We start from the raw sequence: 17412 nt of genomic DNA, 5'->3' as shown, positions 1-17412 counted from the left end.
TCCACAATCTGCCATCGTACGGGCGGGCGACCGTCCGTCCGCTCGGGGTTCCTTGTCCAGTTGGTGCCTATGACAATCTTTGCCAGCCTGCATCACGTCACGGCCTACAAGTATGATCGGCCGGTCACGCTGGGGCCCCAGATCATCCGTCTGCGTCCCGCGCCCCATTGCCGGACCCCGGTGAAGAGCTATTCGCTCAAGGTCACGCCGTCGAACCACTTCGTGAACTGGCAGCAGGACCCGTTCGGCAACTGGATGGCGCGCTTCGTCTTCCCCGAGCCGACCACCGAGTTCCGCGTCGAGGTCGACCTCATCGCGGACATGACGGTCTATAATCCGTTCGATTTCTTCATCGAGGAATTCGCCGAGGGCTTCCCCTTCGCCTATCCCCCGGATCTGGCAAAGGAACTCATTCCCTATCTCGAACTGGAGGAAGGCGGTCCGCTGCTCGATGCCTATGTCGAGCAGGTGCGGCCGAGCGGCCCGATCACCACGATCGACTTCCTGGTCGAACTGAACCGCACGCTGCAACAGAAGGTCGGCTACCTCATCCGCCTGGAGCCGGGCGTGCAGAAGCCCGACGAGACGCTGGCGCTGGCCTCGGGCTCCTGCCGCGATTCCGGCTGGCTGCTGGTGCAGGTCCTGCGCCGGCTCGGCCTTGCCGCGCGCTTCGTCTCCGGCTACCTCGTCCAGCTCAAGCCCGACGTGAAGGCGCTGGACGGGCCGACCGGCACGGAGGTCGACTTCACCGACCTGCACGCCTGGTGCGAGGTCTACCTGCCCGGCGCCGGCTGGATCGGCCTCGACCCCACTTCGGGCCTTCTGTGCGGCGAGAGCCACCTGCCGCTCTGCGCCACCCCGAACTACACCTCCGCCGCCGCCATCACCGGCGGCTACACGGCCACCGAGGACACCACGACCGAGTTCGACTTCATCATGCGCGTGACGCGCGTGGCGGAGAAGCCGAGGGTCACGCTGCCCTTCTCGGATGACGCCTGGGCGGCGCTGGACGCGCTCGGCGACAAGGTCGACGCCGACCTCGCCGCGCAGGATGTGCGCCTCACCATGGGCGGCGAGCCGACTTTCATCTCGATCGACGACTACCAGGGTGCGGAGTGGAACACCTCCGCCGTCGGCCCCACCAAGCGCATGCGCGCCGACGACCTGATCCGCCGCCTGCGCCGGCGCTTCGCTCCCGGCGGCATGATGCATTACGGCCAGGGCAAGTGGTATCCCGGCGAGAGCCTGCCGCGCTGGACCTTCTCGCTCTACTGGCGCAAGGACGGCCGGCCGATCTGGCGCGATCCCAACCTGATCGCCACCGAGAATCTCGCCGGCGCGGGGCCGGAAGAGGCGCGCGTCTTCACCGAGGGCCTCGCCGAGCGCCTCGGCCTCGCGCCCGGCTATGTCGAACCCGCCTATGAGGATCCCGCCCACTGGATCCTCAAGGAGGGCGACCTGCCGGTGAACGTGGATCCGCTGGATTCCAAGCTGGAGAGCCCGGAGGACCGCGCGCGGATCGCGCGCGTGTTCGAGCGCGGCCTTGGCCGGCCGACCGGCTATGTGCTGCCGGTGCAGCGCTGGCAGGCGCGGGCGCAGCGCGGCTGGGTCAGCGAGAAATGGCGTTTCCGGCGCGGCAAGCTGTTCCTCATGCCGGGCGATTCGCCGGTCGGCTTCCGCCTGCCGCTGGCCGCGCTGCCCTGGGTGCCGCCCGCGGCGTACCCTTACGTCAATCCCGCCGACCCCATGACGATCACCGGCGAGTTGCCGGATGTCGAGACGCTGCACCAGCTCTATCGCCGCACCTCGACCGAGGACGGCCATACCGAGCAGGTCGACCAGGTGCTGACCGGCACCGGCGCGGTGCGCACGGCGCTGACGATCGAGCCGCGCGATGGCCGGCTCTGCGTCTTCATGCCGCCGACCGAGCGACTGGAGGACTATCTCGAACTGCTCGCCGCCATCGAGGTGACGGCGGGCGATCTCGGCATGCCGGTACATATCGAGGGCTACACGCCCCCGGTCGATCCGCGGCTCAACGTCATCCGCGTCGCGCCCGATCCCGGCGTGATCGAGGTGAACGTTCACCCGGCCGCGAACTGGAAGACCTGCGTCGAGATCACCCGCGACCTCTATGAGGAAGCGCGGCTGTCGCGGCTCGGCACCGAGAAGTTCATGGTGGATGGGCGCCACACCGGCACCGGCGGCGGCAATCATGTGGTGGTGGGCGGCGCCACGCCGGCGGACAGCCCGTTCCTGCGCCGGCCGGACCTGCTCAAGAGCCTGGTGACCTACTGGCAGCGGCACCCCTCGCTGTCCTTCCTGTTCTCGGGCCTGTTCATCGGCCCGACCAGCCAGGCGCCGCGCATCGACGAGGCGCGGCACGATTCGCTCTACGAACTCGAAATCGCCATGGCCAACGTGCCGGCGCCGGGCAAGGGGCAGACGCCCCCGCCCTGGCTGGTCGACCGGCTGTTCCGCAATCTGCTGACCGACGTCACCGGCAACACGCACCGCTCGGAAATCTGCATCGACAAGCTGTTCTCGCCGGACGGGCCGACCGGCCGGCTGGGGCTTGTCGAATTCCGCTCGTTCGAGATGCCGCCGGACTGGCGCATGAGCCTCGCCCAGCAATTGCTGCTGCGCGCGCTCATCGCCTGGTTCTGGCGCGAACCGCAGGAGGGCCCGCTGGCCCGCTGGGGCACGGCGCTGCATGACCGCTTCATGCTGCCGCATTTCGTGTGGGCCGATTTCCTCGATGTGCTGCACGATCTCGGCCGTGCCGGCTACCGGGTCGATCCGAGCTGGTTCGAGGCGCAGCGCGAGTTCCGCTTCCCCTATTTCGGCCAGGTCGAGCATGGCGGCGTGACGCTGGAACTGCGCCAGGCGCTGGAACCGTGGCATGTGCTGGGCGAGGAAGGGGCGGTCGGCGGCACGGTGCGCTTCGTCGATTCCTCGGTCGAGCGCCTGCAGGTGAAGGTGGAGGGGCTGAACCCGATCCGCCATATCATCACCTGCAACGGCCGGCGCCTGCCGCTGGGGCCCACCGGGCGGTTCAGCGAGTTCGTCGCCGGCGTGCGCTTCAAGGCGTGGCAGCCGGCCTCGGGCCTGCACCCCACCATTCCGGTGCACGCGCCGCTGACCTTCGATATCGTCGACCTGTGGTCCAACCGCTCGCTGGGCGGCTGCGTCTACCATGTGGCGCATCCGGGCGGGCGGAACTACGACACGTTCCCGGTGAATTCCTACGAGGCGCAGGCGCGCCGTCTGGCGCGCTTCCAGGATTATGGCCACACGCCGGGCTATCTGTTCGTGCCGCCCGAGGAGCCGTCGTCGGAGTTCCCGGCCACGCTCGACCTCCGACGACCGGCCCGGGTCTGACCCGGGCGATGGAGGGAGCCCGCGCGCATCGAGCGGTGGACCGCGACGCCGGCGCGGTCACGGGCGGGTTGCCTCGCAGGGTCTCGGGCGCGCATAGAGGTTGGCATGCCCAGACGCAGTGAGCCACAGGCGCGCACACGCCGCTTCGAGGAAGAGGCGGTCGAGGCGCTGTTGGCGGGGTACAAGACGCTGCCCGGCGTGCACGACGAACTCGTGGATGCCGAGGGGTACCCGCGCGCGCACTGGCATTCCATGCTCGCCGCGCTCGCCGAGATGGGGGTGGAGGAGGTCAATCGCCGCTTCCAGGCGGCCGACCGACACCTTTACCGCTCCGGTGTGTTCTACCGCGTCTATGACGATCCCAATGGCGGCGAGCGCCCCTGGCCGCTGTCGCATCTGCCGCTCGTCATCGACGAGCGCGAATGGCAGGCGCTGGAGCGCGGGCTGATCCAGCGCGCCCAGCTGGTCGAGGCGGTGCTGGCGGATATCTATGGCGATGGCCAGCTGGTGCGCTCGGGCGCGCTGCCGGCGGCGGCCATCGCCGGCTCGCCGGATTTCCTGCGTCCGATGGTCGGCGTCGACCCGAATGGCGGCACCTTTCTGCGTATCTATGCCGCCGATGTCGGGCGCGGCCCGGACGGGAGCTGGTGGGTGGTGTCGGATCGCACCCAGTCGCCATCCGGGGCGGGATATGCGCTGGAGAACCGCATCGCCATCGGCCGGGCGCTGCCCGATCTTGCCCGCTCGCTCAACGTGGTGCGGCTGGCGAGCTACTTCCAGGCGATGCGGGCGGGGCTGACTCGGCTGGACCGCTCGGGCGAGGGGCGGGTGGGGCTGCTCACGCCCGGCCCGCTGAACGAGACCTATTTCGAGCACGCCTATCTCGCGCGCTATCTCGGCTTCGTGCTGCTGGAGGGCGAGGACCTCACGGTGCGCGACAATGTGGTGTTCGTGCGCACGGTGGCCGGGCTCAAGCGGGTGGACGTACTGCTGCGCCGCCTCGATTCCGATTATGCCGATCCGCTGGAGCTCAATCCGCGGTCGCGGCTCGGCATTCCCGGGCTGGTGCAGGCCATCCGCTCGGGCGGGGTGGCGGTGGTGAACGCCGTCGGCGTCGGCGTGGTGGAGGCGCCCGCGCTGATGGGCTTCCTGCCCAAGCTCGGCCAGCGCGTGCTGGGCGAGGCGCCTATCCTGCCCAATGTCGCCACCTGGTGGTGCGGCCAGAAAGCCGAGCGCGAACGCGTGCTCGACAGTTTCGAGGACCTCGTCATCTCGCCGGCCTTCCAGCGCACGCTGCCCGGCCTGCTCGACAAGGGCTCGGTGATCGGCGCCGATCTCGACCGTGCCCACCGTGCCCGCATCAAGGCGGCGATCCGCGCGCGCGGGGTCGACTTCGTCGGCCAGGAGGCGGCGCGCCTGTCGACCATGCCGGTGTGGCGCAATGGCAAGCTGGAGCCGCGCCCGTTCATCCTGCGCATCTTCCTCACCGCGACCGAGACCGGCTGGAAGGTGATGCCCGGCGGCTTCTGCCGGGTGTCCGACAGCCTGGACGCGCGCGCCGTCACCATGCAGAGCGGCGGCCGCTCGGCGGATGTGTGGGTGCTCGACGCCGGCCCGACCGAGCAGACCTCGCTGCTGCCGGCGGTGGACCGGGTGGAGATCAAGCGCCAGACCGGGCCGCTGCCGAGCCGGGCGGCGGATAATTTCTTCTGGCTCGGGCGCTATATCGAGCGGGCCGAGACGACGCTGCGGCTGCTGCGCACGCTGATGGGCCGGCTGTCCTCCTCGCTGGAGGGCGGGGGTTCCTCGCTCGGCGGGCTGGTGAGCCTGCTCCAGCTCTGGGGCGCGATGCCGGCGGACCTCGCCACCACCAAGCCGGCGCGGCATGCGCTGGCCGCGCTGTCCCGCCGCGACCTCCACGGCTCGCTGCCCAACATCATCGAGGCGGCACGCCATACCGCCTCGGTCATTCGCGACCGCCTGTCGCCGGATGCCTGGCGCACCCTGGCCGACCTGTCGCTGATGATGGCCGAGCCGGTGCCCGCCGCCAGCGCGGAGCCGGACGCCTATGAGCGCTCCGACCGGGCGCTGCGCGCGCTCGCCGCCTTTTCCGGCCTTGCCTCGGAAAACATGAACCGCCTCGCCGGCTGGCGCTTTCTCGATCTCGGCCGGCGCATCGAGCGTGCCATCGCCACCTGCCGCTTCGCCCGCACGCTGGCCGGCGAAGCGCCCACCGCCGGCGCGCTCGATGTGCTGCTGGAACTGTGCGACAGCCAGATCACCTACCGCTCGCGCTATGTGATGGTGGAGAGCCGCGCGCCGGTGCTCGACCTTGTGCTGCTGGAATCGGTCAATCCGCGCTCGCTGGCCTACCAGATCGACGCCATCATGGCGCATCTCGACCAGTTGCCGGGTCATCTGGGGGATGAGCCGCCCCCGCCCGAGGAGCGGCTCGCCGCCCGCCTCGTCGCCTCGATGCGGGCGTTCGACGCGCTCGACTTCGACGACGCGCGCCTGCGCGAGATCGAGGGCCAGCTGATGGAACTGTCGAACGACGTCGCCGAGCGCTATTTCATCCATCGCCAGCCGGTGGAAACGCCGTGGGATCTGGTGTCGTGAGGCGGGCGCCATGATCTACGACATTCACCAGACCACGGCCTATTCCTATGCCCATGCCGTGCCGGTCGCCCGCCATGTGGTGCGCATGGTGCCGGTCGCCCGTCCGGGCCAGCGGGTGGTGGCGAGCCATTTCGCCGTCGAGCCCGAGCCGGTGGAGTGGATCGAAACGCGCGATTTCTTCGGCAATACGGTGGTGCATATCCGCATCGAGACGCCGCATACCCAATTCCGGGTGCGCACGCGGGCGCGGGTGGAGGTGACGGCCGGCCCGGCGCTCGATCCCGCCGCCTCGCCCGCCTGGGAGGCGGTGCGCGAGGCGTCGTCGTCCTGCCTCGATCCCGGCCCCCATTCGCCGGCGCACCACATGTTTCCCAGCCCCGCCGTGCCGCTGAGCCCGGCCATCACCGAATGGACCGCGAAGAGCTTCCCGCCCGGCCGGCCGATGCTGGCCGGCGCCATCGACCTGATGCGCCGGATCTACGAGGAATTCACCTATGATCCGCGCGCGACGGACGTCACCACGCCGGCGCTGGAGGCGTTCAACCTGCGGGCCGGCGTGTGCCAGGACTTCGCCCATATCATGATCGCCGGGCTGCGCGGGCTCGGCCTGCCGGCCGCCTATGTCTCGGGCTTCCTGCGCACCGAGCCGCCGCCCGGCAAGGAGCGGCTGCAGGGCGCGGATGCGACCCACGCCTGGGTGTCGGTGTGGTGCGGGGAAGAGGATGGCTGGCAGGGGCTCGATCCGACCAATGCGCTGATCGTCGCCACCGACCATGTCGTGCTGGCCAATGGCCGCGATTATAGCGACGTGGCGCCGATCGGCGGCGTGCTGATCGGCTCGGGCAAGCAGAAGCTCTCGGTCGAGGTCGACGTCATCCCGATGCCCGAGGCCCCGCCCGCCCGCGAGCTCGAGCCGGACTGACGCGCCGGACGGACGCGCCGTCGCGACAGGACCGGCCGGCCGGGTTAGGAACAACGCTCGCGTCGCCACGCGATTCGGCGCGGGGATCAACGGGGGCACGACCGACCCATGACCGAGGCCGCCAAGGATGCCGCCCCACCGCGGGCCCCGGATGCCGAGGATGGCTTGCTCGCCAGCCTCGCGGTTTATCTGCGCCCGCGCGTGCTCATCGTCATCCTGCTCGGCTTTTCCTCCGGCCTGCCGCTGGCGCTCTCCGGCGCGACGCTGACTATCTGGATGGCGGAAGCCAAGGTGAACCTCACCACGATCGGGCTGTTCGCGCTGGTCGGCGTTCCCTACAATTTCAAGTTCATCTGGGCGCCGCTGGTCGATGCGCTGGACGTGCCGCTGCTCGGGCGCTGGCTGGGGCGCCGGCGGGGCTGGCTGGTGTTCACGCAGGGGCTGCTGGCGCTCGCCGTCGTGTGGCTGGGCTTCCAGGACCCGGTATTGTCGCCCTGGCATGTCGCGCTCGGGGCGTTCCTCGTGGCCTGCGCCTCGGCGACGCAGGACATCGTGGTGGACGCTTTCCGCGTCGAGAGCCTGGAGACGCGCGAGCAGGCGGCCGGCATGGCCGGCTATGTCGCGGCCTATCGCGTGGGTATGCTGGCCTCGGGCGCCGGCGTCGTGCTGCTGGTGGCGTGGTTCGAGGCGATCGGCGTCGCGCGCGCGGATGTGTGGGCCTATGGCTACATCGCCGCCGCGCTGATGGTGAGCGTCGGCTTCTTCGCCACGCTGCTGGCGCGGGAGCCGGCCGGCGGGCCGGTGATTTCCCATGACGTGGGCGTGTTCGCGCGCATCGGCGAGACGGCGGTCGGCGCCTTCGGCGAGTTCTTCTCGCGCCGCAGCGCGGTCGCCGTGCTCGGCTTCGTGGTGTTCTTCAAGTTCTGCGATGCCTTTGCCGGGGTGCTGACCGGCGCCTTCGTCATCGATATCGGCTTCGACAAGGCGGCCTATGCCGGCATCGTCAAGGGCGTGGGCTTCGCCGCCGCGCTGCTGGGCGGCTTTGCCGGCGGGCTGATCGCCCGGGCGCTGCCGCTGGTGACCAGCCTGTGGATCGCCGGTATCCTGCAGATGGCGTCGAACCTGGTGTTTTCCTGGCAGGCCTGGATGGGCGTCGATCTCGGCGCGCTGACGCTGACCATCATCGTCGAGAATTTCACCGGCGCCATCGGCACGGTGATCTTCGTCGCCTATATCTCGGCGCTGTGCGGCGACCGGGCGCACACCGCCACGCAATATGCGCTGCTCACCGCGCTGGCGGCGGTGGGGCGCACCTTCCTGGCCTCCACCGCCGGTTTCGTGGCGGCGCAGACAGGGTGGATGGTGTTTTTCGCGGTGACCGCGCTGGCGGCCGTGCCGGGGCTCGGCATCCTCGCCTATCTGCAGGCGCGCGGGCATTTCCGCGAGCTGGCGGCGCGCAAGCCCTGAACGCCCTCAGAGGCTGGTGCGCGACTTGATGGCCGCCGACAGCGTGCCCTCGTCGAGATATTCCAGCTCGCCGCCCACCGGTACGCCATGGGCGAGGCGGGTGACGCGCACGCCGCAATCGCGCAGCAGCTCGGTGATGTAATGGGCAGTGGTCTGCCCGTCGACGGTGGCGCCCAGCGCCAGCAGCACTTCCTGCACCGTGCCGTCATGGGCGCGGGCGATCAGCGAGGCGAGGTTGAGATCATCCGGCCCGATGCCATCGAGCGGGGAGAGCGTGCCGCCGAGCACATGATAGCGGGCGTTGAGCGCGCCGGCCCGTTCCAGCGCCCAGAGATCGGACACGTCGGCGACGACGATGAGGAGGTTGGGGTCGCGCGTCACATCGGTGCAGATCGAGCACGGGTCGCGCACATCGATGTTGCCGCAGACCCGACAGGTCGCGATCTTGCCGAGCACGTCCTCGAAGGCGCTGGCCAGCGGGCCCATCAGCTGCTCGCGCTTCTTGATGAGGTGCAGCGCCGCTCGCCGCGCCGAGCGGGGGCCGAGCCCCGGCACGCGGGCGAGAAGCTGGATCAGGCGTTCGATCTCGGGGCCGGCAACGGCACGGGGCATGGCGTCCTCACGGCCGGCAGGCGCGCCGGCGGAATATGCCGGTCTAGCGCAGCCTGCGGCGCCGCGCCACGGGCGGGCCCGTGCGCTCCATCACATCAGCGCTTGTCGGGCCGATGGCGATCCCGGCAGGGCCCCTTCGGGTCGGGGCCGCCCGGTTTTTCTCGACACCCGGGAGGGGGGTTGCTAACCGGGGGAGGGCCACTTGATGCCGCCACGGGAGATGTCATGCCGACGACGAAAGCCGCCGCCCTTTCCTCTCTCCCGATCGCCGCGCTCGGCCTGGCGCTGGCGGCAACGCCCGCCGCTGCCGCCGACGGCATGGGGCTGGACGGGGCCAGCCTGTCGCTGCTGTGGGCTATTCCCTTCGTCGGCATGCTGCTGTCGATCGCGGTGATTCCGCTGGTGGCCGGGCATTTCTGGCACCACCATTATGGCAAGGTCGCGCTGTTCTGGGCGCTCACCCTCCTCGCGCCGTTCATCGCCGTCCAGGGCGCGGGGCTCGCGGTCTATGAGGTCGCGCATGCGGGGCTGCTGGAATACATCCCCTTCATCATCCTGCTATTCTCGCTGTTCACCATTTCCGGCGGCATCCTGCTGACCGGCAATCTGAAGGGCAGCCCGGCGGTGAATACCGGCCTGCTCGCCATCGGCACGGTATTGGCGAGCGTCATCGGCACCACCGGGGCCTCGATGGTGCTGATCCGCCCGCTGCTGCGCGCCAATGACGAGCGGCGCCACAATGTGCATACGGTGGTGTTCTTCATCTTCCTGGTGTCGAATATCGGGGGCTCGCTCACCCCGCTCGGCGATCCGCCGCTATTCCTCGGCTTCCTGAAGGGCGTCGATTTCTTCTGGACCACGCAGCACCTGTTCCACGACACGGCGGTGGTGGCGGTGATCCTGCTCGTGGCCTTCTACCTGCTGGATCGGCATTTCTACGGGCGGGAGGACAACCTGCCGGCCAAGCGCGACCCGACGCCGGGCGACGAGCGGCTGGGGCTGCGGGGCTTGCGCAACCTGCCGCTGCTGGGCGGCGTGATCGCCGCCATCCTGATGAGCGCGCTGTGGAAGCCGGGCATCGAGTTCAACGTGCTCGGCACCCATGTGCCGTTGCCCTCGGTGGCGCGCGATGTCGCGCTCGTGCTGCTCGCCCTGGTCTCGCTCAAGATCACGCCGGCCTTCATCCGCGAGCGCAACGGCTTCGACTGGGAGCCGATCCGCGAGGTGGCCAAGCTGTTCGCGGCGATCTTCCTCACCATCATCCCGGTCATCGCCATCCTGAAGGCGGGGGCGGACGGGGCGCTGTCGCCGCTGGTCGCCCTCGTCACCCAGGAGGGAGGCGAGCCGTTCAATGCCGGCTATTTCTGGATGACCGGCCTGCTCTCCGGCTTCCTCGACAATGCGCCGACCTATCTGGTGTTCTTCAATCTGGCGGGAGGCGATCCGGCCGCGCTGATGACCACCCATGCGGTGACGCTGGAAGCGATTTCGGCCGGCGCGGTGTTCATGGGCGCGCTCACCTATATCGGCAACGCGCCGAACTTCATGGTGCTGGCCATCGCCAAGAGCCGCGGCGTCGCGATGCCGAGCTTCTTCGGCTACATGGCGTGGTCGGGCATCTTCCTGCTGCCGTGTTTCGCGCTGCTGACCTGGCTCTATTTCCTCTGAGGCGACCGCGCGCGGCGCGGGCGGCTCTTCGGGCCAACGGGTCCGGGTGCCTCTCCCCGAGGGGCGGGGCACCCGGCGCTACTCGTCAGCGGCGACTCGTCAGCGACGACTTGGTGGCGACTACTCGGCGGCGATCGCCATGCCGGGCTGGGCGTGGCGGATCTCATCGTCGACCGCGTTCTCGAAGCGGGCGAAATTGTCGCTGAACAGGCTGACCAGCCGGCGAGCGGTCATGGCGTAGTCCATGCGACTGGCCCAGCCGCGCGCCGGATCGAGCAGACGGCTGTCGACGCCTTCGACCGCCATCGGCACGGCGAAGCCGAAATGCGGGTCGGTGCGCCATTCAGCTTCCATCAGGCGATCTTCCAGCACGGCGGCGACGAGGTGGCGCGTCACCTCGATGGGCATGCGCCGGCCGGTGCCGGCCTTGCCGCCGGTCCAACCGGTATTGACGATCCAGCACTCCACATCCCGCGCGCCGATCAGTTCGCGCAGCTGCCGACCATAGGTGGAGGGATGGCGCAGCAGCAGGGAGCCGGAGAAGCCGGCGGAGAACCGCACCTCGGGCTCGGCGGCATCGGTCGGCCCGGCGGTATAGCCGGAGAGGAAATGATAGAGCGCCTGCGCCGGGGTCAGCCGGGCGAGCGGGGGCAGCACGCCATGGGGATCCTGCACCAGCAGGAAGAGATGACGCGGCGCGGCGCCGCGCGCCTCGGGCGCGGCATGGGCGAGGGCGGCGAGGGGGAACACCGCCCGCGCGCCTTCCGCCCGCGCGGGGGCATCGAACATGGGCAGCCGGGTGTCGCCATCCAGCGCCACATTCTCCAGCACCGCGCCGAACTGCTGGGCGGCGGCGGCAAGCGCGGGCTCCGCCGCGGCGAGGCCCTGGGTGCGGACGCAACAGCCGTTTTCCACGTTGAAGACGCCGGTGCGGCTCCAGCCGGTTTCGTCATCGCCGATCAGCAGGCGCGTGGCGTCGGCGGCGAGGGCGGTCTTGCCCGCGCCGCTCTCGCCGATGAACAAGGCGACGTCGCCCGCCTCGCCCATGTTGGCGGCGGCATGCAGCGGCAGCACGCCGCGCGCGGGCAGGGTGTAGGTCAGCACGCTGAAGATTGCCTTGGCCATCTCGCCGGCGTGCTGCGTTCCCCCGATCAGCACAAGGCCGCCTGTGAGGTCGCAGGCGATCACCGTGCGCGAGCGCACACCGTGGCGATCCGGCTCGGCCCTGAAGCTCGGCAGGCACAGCACGGTGAGTTCGGGCACGAATGTGGCGAGTTCGGCGCTGTCGGGCCGATGCAGCAGGTCGCGGATGAACAGCGCCTGCCAGGCGTGCTCGGTGAAGACGCGCACGGGGGTGCGGAAGGCGGGATCGGCGCCGGCTTCGAGGTCCTGCGCGAAAAGGGTGCGCCCGCCGGCATGGGCGAGGGCATCCGCCTTCAGCTGCTCGAAGGTCTCGCGTGAGAGAGCGTTGACATTGTCCCACCACACATCGGCTTCGCTGGCCTCGTCGCGCACGATGAAGCGATCCTCCGGGCTTCGCCCGGCCGGCGCGCCGCTATCGGCGACCAGCGCGCCGAAGGCGGACATGTGGCTTTCGCCACGGGCGATGGAGCGTTCGCACAGCGCGGCCTCCGCCAGATTCCAGAAGACTTTGCCGGTGCCGGCGAGGCCGATGGCCTCAATGCCGTGCTGCTCGTTGCGTGTGCCGGTCTGGTGCAAGGTCGGCTCCTCCTGACGCGTGACAAACGGGGGGCAGGATCGGTGCCCATGCCGACGTTGTGCCCGCCCATCCCGGTCAAATCTGTGACAAAACCGGGCCGAACCCATGACGGCGGATTCCAGTGGACGGCGTCCCGTGATAAACTATTGAGCCGAATCAATCGTTACGCCGCGCGCCGCACCGGCCAGTTCCACCAAAATTTCTCTCATGCCCCGCGCCGTGGTGACGCGGCGAGGGAAGGTGAGGCGCCTGAGTTCGGTTCCCGCCATCAGATCGCAGCCTTCCGGGTCGATGCCGACGATCCGCCAGTCGCCCGGCCCGGCTCCCGCGAGGTGCAGCGCATAGAGGCCGATCGCATCCCGGTGGTCGGCGTTCATGTGGGCGATGGCGCCCTCTTCCGCGGCGAGGAGTTCGCCGGCATCCGACACATCGGTCATGAGCCCCTCGCGCTCCACATCGGCAATGCGCCCGAAGCCGGCCACCAGATGCGCGCTCTCGGGTTCCATGCGGTAGAAGGCGAAATCGGCGAAGCCCGCGAAACCGGCGGCCTCCGCGTGGCGGGCGAGGAAGCGGCGGCGCGCCGTGGCGATCGCCGTCTCATCGTCGAGGCGGGCGATGGCGCCCTTCAGGCTCGCCCGTGCCCCCTGCAATTCGTCACCCAGCCGGCGCTCGTCCACCAGCAGGCAGGCCCGCGCGTCGCGGGTGAGATTGTGCGTGTGGCGCGCGAGGCTGGAGAGCAGCAGCAGCGGCGCGCCATCGGGCCGGGTGGAGAGCTGGACCAGCGACACATAGGGCGTGCCGTCCGCGTCGAGCGTGGCCAGCGCGGCGACGCGCGCCTCGCGGATCAGCCGCCGCGTGGCCCCGGCGGGGTCGAATGCTTCGGTTGCGGAAGGGGGCGTGTTCATGCTTTCTGCCCTCGCCAAGATCTGGCCGTCAAACCTTGGCTGAGGTGACTCCGCAAGGCCCCTGGCGTCAAGGCGCGCAGGCGGTATTGGCTATGTCTCTCGAAACGCGCTAATTTCTGTTGAATCGATTTGCGTGTCACATTATGGCCACGCCCGCACGGTTCACCGCATACTGCGCAAGAAGCTGCCGAACAGGAAAGAGTGCAGATGCCGACCATCGCCCTCGTCGACGACGACCGCAACATCCTGACGTCCGTGTCGATAGCACTGGAATCCGAGGGCTACCGGATCCAGACCTACACGGATGGCGCGACGGCGCTGGACGGTTTCAAGACGAACCCGCCCGACCTCGCCATCTTCGATATCAAGATGCCGCGCATGGACGGGATGGAACTGCTGCGCCGGCTGCGCCAGAAGAGCGACATGCCGGTCATCTTCCTCACGTCGAAGGATGACGAGATCGACGAATTGTTCGGCCTCAAGATGGGCGCCGACGATTTCATCAAGAAGCCGTTCTCCCAGCGCCTGCTGGTCGAGCGGGTCAAGGCGGTGCTGCGCCGCGTGGCGCCCAAGGACGGGGCGCTGCCGCGCGAGACCGACAGCGCCAAGGTGCTGGAGCGCGGGCTGCTGCGCATGGACCCGGAGCGCCACACCTGCACCTGGAAGGGCGAGAACGTGACGCTGACCGTCACCGAGTTCCTCATCCTGCAGGCGCTGGCCACCCGGCCCGGCGTGGTGAAGAGCCGCAACGCGCTGATGGACGCGGCCTATGACGACCAGGTCTATGTCGACGACCGCACCATCGACAGCCACATCAAGCGGCTGCGCAAGAAGTTCAAGGTGACGGACGACAATTTCGAGATGATCGAGACGCTGTACGGCGTCGGCTATCGTTTCAAGGAGTAGCGGCTCCTTGCTCGATACCCCATCCTCCCGGACCCCGGCCGATGGCGAGGATTTTCTCGACGAGGCCGAATCCGTGGAAGAGGCCGCGCCGAAGGGCGCGCGCGGGCGCTTTGCCGGGATTCTCGGGGCGTTCCGGCGGCTGCGCAACTTCGTCGCCTTCCAGAGCTTTTCCAGCCTGACCCGGCGCATCGTGCTGCTGAATCTGGCGGGCATGGTGGCGCTGGTCTCCGGTATTCTCTACCTCTCCGAATTCCGCGCCGGCCTGATCGATGCCCGCGTGCAGAGCCTTCTGGTGCAGGGCGAGATCATCGCCGCCGCCATTGCCGGGTCGGCGCAGGTCGAGACCAACGCCATCACCATCGACCCCGAGCGGCTCCTGGAGCTTCAGGCCGGCGAGAGCTACGGGCCGGGGGAGGAGGGCTTCGCGCCGCTGGAATTTCCCATCAATCCCGAGCGCGTCGCCCAGGTGCTCAAGCGCCTCGTCGAGCCGACCGGCACCAATGCCCGCATCTATGACCGCGACGGCGGGCTGCTGCTGGATTCCCGCTCGCTCTATTCCAAGGGCGAAATCCTCCGCTTCGAGATGGCCCCGCCGACCGAGCGCCGGCCGAACTGGTTCGAGAAGACCTGGAACCGGCTGAGGCTCTGGTTCGAGCGTGGCGACCTGCCGCTCTACAAGGATCTCGGCCCCAATAACGGCAAGGGCTATGCCGAGGTCGCGGACGCGCTGAAGGGGCGCAACGCCTATTCGGTGCAGGTGAACGAGCGCGGGCAGGTCATCGTCTCGGTGGCGGTGCCGGTCCAGCGCTTCCGCGCCATTCTCGGCGCATTGCTGCTCTCCACCCATAGCGGGGAGATCGAGGAGGCGGTGACGGCCGAGCGCCTCGTCATCGTGCGCGTCTTCCTTGTCGCCATGGCGGTGATGGTGATGCTCTCGCTGCTGCTCGCCGGCACCATTGCCGGTCCGGTGCGCCGTCTGGCGGATGCCGCCGAGCGGGTCCGCCGGCGAACCCGCTCGCGCGTCGAGATCCCCGATTTCACCGGTCGCTCCGACGAGATCGGCCATCTCTCCGGCGCGCTGCGCGACATGACGGACACGCTCTACTCGCGCATCGAGGCGATCGAGAGCTTCGCGGCGGACGTCTCGCACGAACTCAAGAACCCGCTCACCTCCCTGCGCTCGGCGGTGGAAACGCTGCCGCTGGCCCGCAACGACGTTTCGCGCGGGCGGCTGATGGAAGTCATCCAGCACGATGTGAAGCGGCTGGACCGGCTGATCACCGACATTTCCGATGCTTCGCGACTCGATGCGGAGCTGCAGCGGCAGGAGGCCGCGCCGGTCGATCTGACGCGGCTGCTCGGCACCGTCACCAGCGTGCACAATGATGTGGTGCGCGGCGACGGCGTGAGCGTGACGCTCGCCTTCGAGCACGCGCCGGGCACGAGCGGGCCCTTCATCGTGCCGGGACACGATTCCCGGCTCGGGCAGGTCATCAACAACCTGATCGACAATGCCCGCTCCTTCTCCCCGAAGGGGGGCGAGGTGCGCGTGACCTGCCGCCGGCTCAAGGACGCGGTTGAGATCATCGTCGATGATGACGGGCCGGGCATCCCTCCGCACGCGCTCTCGCGCATCTTCGAGCGCTTCTATACCGACCGGCCGGAAGAGCAGGGCTTCGGCCAGAATTCCGGGCTCGGGCTGTCCATCTCCCGGCAGATCGTCGAGGCCCATGGCGGGCGGATCTGGGCGGAAAACCGGCTTGCGGACCTGGCCAAGGCGAAGCCGCGCACGCGCAAGGCCCGGCCGAAGGCGGAGGACGGGGAGGAGCGGCGCGAGGCTCCCGCCGCACCGCGCGTCGCCGGTGCCCGCTTCATCGTGCGGCTGCCGGCGGTGTGAGCATGAACGCGCCGACCGTGCACGGCTCGATCCACGCCTCCTGCGTCAGCATCGGCGGGCGGGGCGTGTTGCTTCGCGGGGCCTCCGGCGCGGGCAAGTCGCATCTTGCCTTCGCTCTCATCCTCGCGGGCGGCGTGGGGCGGGTGCCGCCGGTGAGGCTGGTAGCCGACGATCGGGTGCGGCTTGAGACCCGCGCCGGCAGGCTGGTCGCATCGGCGCCGCATGGCCTCGCCGGCCTCATCGAAGTGCGCGGCGCCGGGCTGCGCCGGCTGCCGTTCGATGTCGAGACGGTGCTCGATCTGGTGGTCGATCTCGATGCGCCCGATGCCGCCCGCCTGCCGGAAGAAGCCGCCTGCCGCGCGCGGATCGACGGTGTCGAACTGAGGCGGCTGCCGGTTCTCAAGAGTGGCGATCCGCTCCAGCAGGTGCTTGCCGTGCTGCTGACCGCGCCGTTTTCGGACATGCCGATCCCGTGAATATGCCGGCTATCCCCGCCGGCGGGTCTTGCTATTCGTGTGCGGTGCAACGATGATGTGCGCCCCGTGAAGGGGCTGCCGGAACTGCCTCCCCCGGACGCCCCGCACAGCATGGATGCGTGCCGACGAACTGGTGCGGCGGAGCCGAATGATAGGTCTCGTACTCGTAACGCACGGACATCTTGCCAGCGAGTTCCGTGCTGCGCTGGAACACGTGATGGGACCGCAGTCCCAGATCGAATCGATCACCATTGGCCCGGACGACGATATCGAGCAGCGCCGCAAGGACATCGTCGAGGCGGTCGGCGTGGTCAATGGCGGCGGCGGCGTGGTCATTCTCACCGACATGTTCGGCGGCACGCCCTCCAATCTCGCCATCTCGGTGATGACGGAGCCGGATATCGAGGTGCTCGCCGGCATCAACCTGCCCATGCTGGTCAAGCTGGCCACCGTGCGCGCGGAAGTGCCGCTGGCCGAGGCGGTGATGCAGGCACAGGAGGCCGGGCGCAAATATATCAACGTCGCCAGCCGGGTCCTGGCCGGGAAATAGCCGCGTGACGACCGATCAGGCCATCCAGCGCGAGCTTTCCATCGTCAACAAGCGGGGGCTGCATGCGCGCGCATCCGCCAAGTTCGTGCAGACCGTCGAGCGCTTCGACGCGGATGTGCGCGTGACGCGCTGCGGCGAGACGGTGAGCGGAACCTCCATCATGGGCCTCATGATGCTCGCCGCGGCGCCCGGCACCACCATTTTCGTGGAGGCCTCCGGCCGTCAGGCAGGCGCGGTGGTCGACGCGCTGGACGCGCTGGTGTCCGACCGATTCGGCGAGGGCGAGTAG

Annotated in this window: 13 protein-coding genes; 10 read left to right on the top strand and 3 right to left on the bottom strand. The window is 69.1% G+C overall.

Translation table 11 applies throughout. The features are described from left to right. The first annotated feature begins 69 nt into the window (after window positions 1–69). From QOZ99_RS14745 to QOZ99_RS14730, 4 genes are all read left to right on the top strand, one after another. Window positions 70–3381, top strand: a complete 3312-nt coding sequence (locus tag QOZ99_RS14745) for a transglutaminase family protein (protein WP_306890740.1) — start codon at window positions 70–72, stop codon at window positions 3379–3381. A 105-nt stretch (window positions 3382–3486) separates the two neighbouring features. Next, a complete protein-coding gene (locus QOZ99_RS14740; RefSeq protein ID WP_306890738.1) occupies window positions 3487–6000 on the top strand; it encodes a circularly permuted type 2 ATP-grasp protein in 2514 nt (837 codons plus the stop codon). A 10-nt stretch (window positions 6001–6010) separates the two neighbouring features. Next, window positions 6011–6922: a transglutaminase family protein gene (locus tag QOZ99_RS14735; RefSeq protein WP_306890737.1), complete on the top strand. Its 912-nt coding sequence runs from the start codon at window positions 6011–6013 to the stop codon at window positions 6920–6922. Window positions 6923–7030: 108 nt separating this feature from the next. After that, window positions 7031–8389 (top strand): AmpG family muropeptide MFS transporter, encoded by a 1359-nt coding sequence (locus QOZ99_RS14730; RefSeq protein ID WP_306890736.1) that lies wholly within the window; start codon window positions 7031–7033, stop codon window positions 8387–8389. Between the two features lie 6 nt (window positions 8390–8395). On the opposite strand, the gene recR is transcribed toward QOZ99_RS14730, so the two are convergent. Continuing rightward, window positions 8396–9001 carry a recombination mediator RecR gene (gene recR, locus QOZ99_RS14725; RefSeq protein WP_183191368.1) on the bottom strand — a complete coding sequence of 202 codons (606 nt, stop codon included), beginning with the start codon at window positions 8999–9001 and terminating at the stop codon, window positions 8396–8398. A 225-nt stretch (window positions 9002–9226) separates the two neighbouring features. Here recR and QOZ99_RS14720 point away from each other — a divergent pair, with 225 nt between their 5' ends. Further along, the gene (locus tag QOZ99_RS14720) at window positions 9227–10669 is read left to right on the top strand and encodes a sodium:proton antiporter (RefSeq protein ID WP_306890735.1); all 1443 of its coding nucleotides are present in this window, start codon (window positions 9227–9229) and stop codon (window positions 10667–10669) included. A 120-nt stretch (window positions 10670–10789) separates the two neighbouring features. On the opposite strand, the gene QOZ99_RS14715 is transcribed toward QOZ99_RS14720, so the two are convergent. Beyond that, window positions 10790–12388: a phosphoenolpyruvate carboxykinase (ATP) gene (locus QOZ99_RS14715; protein WP_306890734.1), complete on the bottom strand. Its 1599-nt coding sequence runs from the start codon at window positions 12386–12388 to the stop codon at window positions 10790–10792. A gap of 144 nt (window positions 12389–12532) precedes the next feature. Next, window positions 12533–13294 carry a HugZ family pyridoxamine 5'-phosphate oxidase gene (locus tag QOZ99_RS14710; protein WP_306890733.1) on the bottom strand — a complete coding sequence of 254 codons (762 nt, stop codon included), beginning with the start codon at window positions 13292–13294 and terminating at the stop codon, window positions 12533–12535. A gap of 207 nt (window positions 13295–13501) precedes the next feature. Between QOZ99_RS14710 and QOZ99_RS14705 the strand changes: the two genes are divergently transcribed. The 5 genes from QOZ99_RS14705 to QOZ99_RS14685 all read left to right on the top strand — a co-directional run bounded on the left by QOZ99_RS14705 (window position 13502) and on the right by QOZ99_RS14685 (window position 17412). Further along, window positions 13502–14200, top strand: coding sequence for a response regulator transcription factor (locus QOZ99_RS14705; RefSeq protein WP_183191364.1), 699 nt, complete (start codon window positions 13502–13504; stop codon window positions 14198–14200). Window positions 14201–14207: 7 nt separating this feature from the next. Beyond that, the gene (locus QOZ99_RS14700) at window positions 14208–16097 is read left to right on the top strand and encodes a sensor histidine kinase (protein ID WP_370876862.1); all 1890 of its coding nucleotides are present in this window, start codon (window positions 14208–14210) and stop codon (window positions 16095–16097) included. 2 nt (window positions 16098–16099) lie between these two features. Continuing rightward, entirely contained in the window at window positions 16100–16573 is a 474-nt protein-coding gene (locus tag QOZ99_RS14695; RefSeq protein ID WP_306890732.1) for an HPr kinase/phosphorylase, read from the top strand. A 148-nt stretch (window positions 16574–16721) separates the two neighbouring features. After that, window positions 16722–17123, top strand: a complete 402-nt coding sequence (locus QOZ99_RS14690) for a PTS sugar transporter subunit IIA (protein WP_306890731.1) — start codon at window positions 16722–16724, stop codon at window positions 17121–17123. Between the two features lie 4 nt (window positions 17124–17127). Continuing rightward, window positions 17128–17412, top strand: a complete 285-nt coding sequence (locus tag QOZ99_RS14685) for an HPr family phosphocarrier protein (protein ID WP_183191360.1) — start codon at window positions 17128–17130, stop codon at window positions 17410–17412.

Source organism: Ancylobacter amanitiformis, from assembly GCF_030814815.1.
Lineage (GTDB): Bacteria > Pseudomonadota > Alphaproteobacteria > Rhizobiales > Xanthobacteraceae > Ancylobacter > Ancylobacter amanitiformis.
This window is presented reverse-complemented; position numbering and strand designations above follow the sequence as displayed.

What these genes read in the sequence shown, in the direction of transcription:
- recR (WP_183191368.1), bottom strand. Translation starts at nt 9,001, where the DNA reads ATGCCCCGTGCCGTTGCCGGCCCCGAGATCGAACGCCTGATCCAGCTT.
- QOZ99_RS14705 (WP_183191364.1), top strand. Translation starts at nt 13,502, where the DNA reads ATGCCGACCATCGCCCTCGTCGACGACGACCGCAACATCCTGACGTCC.
- QOZ99_RS14720 (WP_306890735.1), top strand. Translation starts at nt 9,227, where the DNA reads ATGCCGACGACGAAAGCCGCCGCCCTTTCCTCTCTCCCGATCGCCGCG.
- QOZ99_RS14690 (WP_306890731.1), top strand. Translation starts at nt 16,722, where the DNA reads ATGATAGGTCTCGTACTCGTAACGCACGGACATCTTGCCAGCGAGTTC.
- QOZ99_RS14735 (WP_306890737.1), top strand. Translation starts at nt 6,011, where the DNA reads ATGATCTACGACATTCACCAGACCACGGCCTATTCCTATGCCCATGCC.
- QOZ99_RS14740 (WP_306890738.1), top strand. Translation starts at nt 3,487, where the DNA reads ATGCCCAGACGCAGTGAGCCACAGGCGCGCACACGCCGCTTCGAGGAA.
- QOZ99_RS14710 (WP_306890733.1), bottom strand. Translation starts at nt 13,294, where the DNA reads ATGAACACGCCCCCTTCCGCAACCGAAGCATTCGACCCCGCCGGGGCC.
- QOZ99_RS14745 (WP_306890740.1), top strand. Translation starts at nt 70, where the DNA reads ATGACAATCTTTGCCAGCCTGCATCACGTCACGGCCTACAAGTATGAT.
- QOZ99_RS14730 (WP_306890736.1), top strand. Translation starts at nt 7,031, where the DNA reads ATGACCGAGGCCGCCAAGGATGCCGCCCCACCGCGGGCCCCGGATGCC.
- QOZ99_RS14695 (WP_306890732.1), top strand. Translation starts at nt 16,100, where the DNA reads ATGAACGCGCCGACCGTGCACGGCTCGATCCACGCCTCCTGCGTCAGC.